The sequence below is a fragment of the Streptomyces africanus genome, from assembly GCF_002150735.1.
GTDB lineage: Bacteria > Actinomycetota > Actinomycetes > Streptomycetales > Streptomycetaceae > Streptomyces > Streptomyces africanus.
On sequence record NZ_MUKA01000535.1, the window covers coordinates 1 to 4,086 of the forward strand.

5 protein-coding genes are annotated in these 4,086 nt (G+C 73.6%); 3 read left to right on the forward strand and 2 right to left on the reverse strand.

Features of this window, described 5'->3' with window-relative positions; genetic code table 11:
* Positions 1–1,094 (forward strand): winged helix DNA-binding domain-containing protein (locus CCL05_RS41555; RefSeq protein ID WP_086565737.1); only part of this gene is annotated, 1,094 nt, incomplete at its 5' end.
* Between the two features lie 509 nt (positions 1,095–1,603).
* Here CCL05_RS41555 and CCL05_RS41560 read toward each other — a convergent pair.
* Entirely contained in the window at positions 1,604–2,215 is a 612-nt protein-coding gene (locus CCL05_RS41560; RefSeq protein WP_086565738.1) for a TetR/AcrR family transcriptional regulator, read from the reverse strand.
* A 103-nt stretch (positions 2,216–2,318) separates the two neighbouring features.
* Between CCL05_RS41560 and CCL05_RS41565 the strand changes: the two genes are divergently transcribed.
* On the forward strand, positions 2,319–3,374 hold the full coding sequence (locus tag CCL05_RS41565) for an aldo/keto reductase (protein ID WP_086565739.1): 1,056 nt from the start codon (positions 2,319–2,321) through the stop codon (positions 3,372–3,374).
* A 50-nt stretch (positions 3,375–3,424) separates the two neighbouring features.
* Here CCL05_RS41565 and CCL05_RS41570 read toward each other — a convergent pair whose 3' ends face one another.
* Positions 3,425–3,739, reverse strand: a complete 315-nt coding sequence (locus tag CCL05_RS41570; RefSeq protein WP_086565740.1) for a hypothetical protein — start codon at positions 3,737–3,739, stop codon at positions 3,425–3,427.
* 200 nt (positions 3,740–3,939) lie between these two features.
* Between CCL05_RS41570 and CCL05_RS46815 the strand changes: the two genes are divergently transcribed.
* Positions 3,940–4,086: thioredoxin domain-containing protein (locus tag CCL05_RS46815; protein ID WP_483025084.1), on the forward strand; the 147-nt coding region annotated here is incomplete at its 3' end.

Sequence of the window (4,086 nt, forward strand, 5' to 3'; positions counted from 1 at the left end):
CTCCCGAGGAGATCGCCGGTTCGCTCGTCGCCCTGCACGGCACAGACCCGGCGACGGTGTACCTGGCCGTGGGCGCGCGGCTCGCCGACCCCGCGAAGACCGTGGCGGAGACCGGGCGCGCGCTGTACGACGACCGTTCCCTGGTGCGGATGCACGGCATGCGGCACACGGTGTTCGTGTTCCCCACGGCCCTGACCGCCGTCGTGCACGCCTCGACCGGTCTGGCGGTCGCCGCCCGGGAGCGGGCCGCGCTGCTCAGGGACATGGCGGCGGCCGGGGCGCCGGACGCGGCCTGGCTGGCGGAGGTCGAGGAGTCGGCGCTGGCGGCACTCGCCCGGCGCGGGCAGGCCACGGCCGCCGAACTCGCCGAGGACGAGCCGCGCCTGCGGGAGCAGTTCGCGTACGCGGCCGGGAAGCGCTACGAGGGGGTGCACACGGTCTCGACCCGGCTGCTGAGGGTGCTGGGCGTCGAGGGGAAGGTCGTCCGCGGCCGGCCGCTCGGCTCCTGGACGTCCAGCCAGTTCCGCTGGGCCGTCGCGCCCGAGCACCCCGAACTGGACACCGCGCAGGCACAGGCGGAGCTGTTGAGACGGTGGCTTGCCGCGTGCGGTCCGGCGACCGAGGCCGATCTGAAGTGGTGGACGGGATGGCGCGTGACGGAGGTTCGCGCGGCGCTGGCCGCGATCGGGGCGCGGCCGGTGTCGCTGGACGAGGGCACGGGGTACGTGGCCGACGGCGACGTCGACGAGGTGGCCGCGCCCGGCGAGCCCTGGGCGGCACTGCTGCCCGGCCTCGACCCGACGGCCATGGGGTGGCAGCAGCGCGACTGGTATCTCGCGCCGGAGCTGCGGCCCCTGCTGTTCGACCGGAGCGGGAACGTCGGGCCGACGGTGTGGTGGGACGGACGCGTGGTCGGCGGGTGGGCCCAGCGGCCCGGCGGGGAGATCGTCTGGCGGATCCTCGACGAGGAGGGGATGGGCCGGGAGGCGCGCGCGGCGATCGAGGAGGCGGCGGAGCGGCTGAGCGGGTGGGTGGGGACGACCAGAATCACGCCGCGCTTCCGAACACCGCTGGAGAAGGAGCTGGCGACGTAGCCAGGAGGGCCACCGGGCCGCCGCGGCGTGGGCACGACTCCGCGGCGTGGAACGCCGGGGCCTTCGCGGCGTGGAGGCCCGGGCCTTCGCGGCGTGGGGTGCCGCGTCCCGCAGCATGGGGCGCCGGGTCCCCACGGCATCGAGCATCGGACCCGCGGCGTAGAGCGCCAGGCCCGCGGTGTCGAGCGCCAGGCCTTCGCGGCGCGGGTTGCCGCGTCTCCGCAGCATGGGGCGCCGGGTCCCCGCGACGTCGAGCATCGGACCCGCGGCGTAGAGCGCCAGGCCCCGCGGCGTGGGATGCCGCGCCCCCGCAGCATGGGGCGCCGGGTCCCCGCGGCATCGAGCATCGGACCCGCAGCGTGGAGCGCCAGGCCCCGCGGCGTGGGATGCCGCGTCCCCGCAGCATGGGACGCCGGGTCCCCGCGGCATCGAGCATCGGGCCCGCGGCGTCGAGCGCCAGGCCTTGGCGGCGTGGGGTGCCGCGGCGTCGAGCGCCAGGCCCCGTGGTGTCAGGCCCGTACGTACACCCCCGCCCGTGCCGCAGTCGCCGCCGCCTCCGCCGCCCGGTCGGCCGTCGTCTCGTCGAGGCGGCCGCCGCTGATCAGCAGGTGGTAGTAGAGCGGGGCGGAGACGGCACGGATCACTTCGTATGTGTCGGTGCCCTCGGGTACCTCGCCACGGTCGACGGCCTGCCGGACGCAGGGGGCCCACTCCCTGACGCGGATGTCGTAGAAGCGGTGCAGCGCCGCGGCCGTCTTCGTGTCGCCTGCGGCCGCGGCGATCAGCGCCTTGAACAGCGGCCCCTGTCGGGGGTCCGTCAAAGTCCGCTGCACCAGCCGGGCGTTCGCCGTCAGGTCGCCGAGCAGCGAACCGGTCTCGGTGCGCGGCGCCGACTGCTCGGCCATGTCCGCCAGGAGGTCCGCCACCAGCCCGGTCACCGTCCCCCAGCGGCGGTAGACGGTCGTCTTGCCGACACCGGCACGGCGAGCGATGTCGGCCAGGTCCAGGCCGGTGAACCCCTGCTCGGTCAGGGCGTCCTCGGCCGCGCGCAGCACCGCCTCCCGGACCCGTGCCGTGCGCCCCCCGGGCCGTACGGTTCCCGGCTCACCCCCATCAGCCATAACGGTACTCCTGTTCCATTAACTCCCTCGCCCTGCTACCTTAGCGGCACTAACGGAACTACAGACCCATTAAAAGCCAGGTCACTCCCGGAAGGGGATCACGATGGAATACAGGCGACTGGGCGCGTCCGGACTCATGGTTCCGGCGCTGAGCTTCGGAGCCGGCACCTTCGGCGGCCGGGGTCCGCTCTTCGGCGCATGGGGAACCACCGACGCCCGGGAGGCGCGCCGCCTGGTGGACATCTGCCTGGACGCGGGGATCACGATGTTCGACACCGCCGACGCCTACTCCGCCGGCGCGTCCGAGGAGGTGCTCGGGGAGGCGATCAAGGGCCGCCGGGACCAGGTGATCGTCTCCACCAAGACGAGCCTGCCGATGGGCGACGGCCCGGGCGACGCGGGCTCCTCCCGGTCCCGGCTGATCCGCGCCTGCGAGGCAGCCCTGCGCAGGCTGGGCACGGACCACCTCGACCTGTTCCAGCTCCACGCCTTCGACGCCGGGACGCCGGTCGAGGAGGTACTGGACACGCTCGGCTCGCTGGTGCGGGCGGGCAAGGTGCGCTACACCGGCGTCTCCAACTTCTCCGGCTGGCAGGCGATGAAGTCCCTCGCGGCAGCGGAGCGGCACGGCCACCCGCGCTATGTGGCCCACCAGGTGTACTACTCCCTCATCGGCCGCGACTACGAGTGGGAGCTGATGCCGCTCGCCCTCGACCAGGGCCTCGGCGCCATCGTCTGGAGTCCGCTCGGCTGGGGCCGCCTCACCGGCAGGATCCGCCGCGGCACACCGCTCCCGCCCGGCAGCCGACTGCACCGCACCGCCGACTACGGCCCGCCCGTCGCCGATGAGCACCTCTACGGCGTGATCGACGCGCTGGACGAGATCGCGCAGGAGACGGGCAAGGCGGTACCGCAGATCGCCCTCAACTGGCTGTTGCAGCGGCCGACGGTGTCCTCCGTACTCATCGGCGCCCGCGACGAGGCGCAGTTGCGCCAGAACCTCGGCGCCGTCGGCTGGAGCCTCTCCCCCGAGCAGATGGCGAAGCTCGACGCCGCCAGCCACCGCCCGGCGCCGTACCCCTACTTCCCCTACGAGCGGCAGGAGGGCTTCGCCCGCCTGAACCCGCCGGTGTTCGCCGCACCGGACCGGGCGGCATGACGAAGCGCCGGGCGCCCCGCGGAACAGGGCACCCGGCGCTCGGGGTCAGGTCAGCGCGAGTAGCGCATGAACGCCCTCACCATGTGGCACGTCGTGTCCGACGGCGGGTGGACGCCGATCAGTTCCGCCGTGTCGCGGATCGTCTCGTTGCGGGCCTGGTTCGGCATGTGGACGCCGGAGTCGAGCAGGGCGATGGCGAGGCGCATCGCCTTGAGGCGACGGTTGTGCGCGACGTACCACTCGCGCGGCCGGCCCGGCGGCAGCGGCCGCTTCTCCAGGGGGGCGTACGGCAGGTCGAGCAGGACGGGGCGCTTCGCGATGGACTGGGTGGGCAGTGGCTTCGGCTTGAGTGCGGCAGCGGGCACAGGCATCCTCCTGTCGCGGTCAGGGCGGCACTCCGGGGTCCTCGGCGATCCCGGCGCCACCCTCGAACACTGCTTCTATTCTACTGCCCACCACTGACAAAAGGCCCTGGCCACAAGGGCTTTCGGGGGTGCGGGGACACAAGGGGAGAACGAGGTTTCGGCCCCCGCTCCCCGGCGTCACGAGGGCGTACCGTAGCCCCATGGAGATCTGGATCAACCCGGCCTGTTCGAAGTGCCGCAGTGCCGTGAAGCTGCTCGACGCCGAGGGCGCCGACTACACCGTCCGCCGCTACCTGGAGGACGTGCCGAGCGAGGACGAGATCCGGGGCGTGCTCGACCGGCTCGGG

What these genes read in the sequence shown, in the direction of transcription:
- CCL05_RS41560 (WP_086565738.1), bottom strand. Translation starts at nt 2,215, where the DNA reads ATGGCTGATGGGGGTGAGCCGGGAACCGTACGGCCCGGGGGGCGCACG.
- CCL05_RS41565 (WP_086565739.1), top strand. Translation starts at nt 2,319, where the DNA reads ATGGAATACAGGCGACTGGGCGCGTCCGGACTCATGGTTCCGGCGCTG.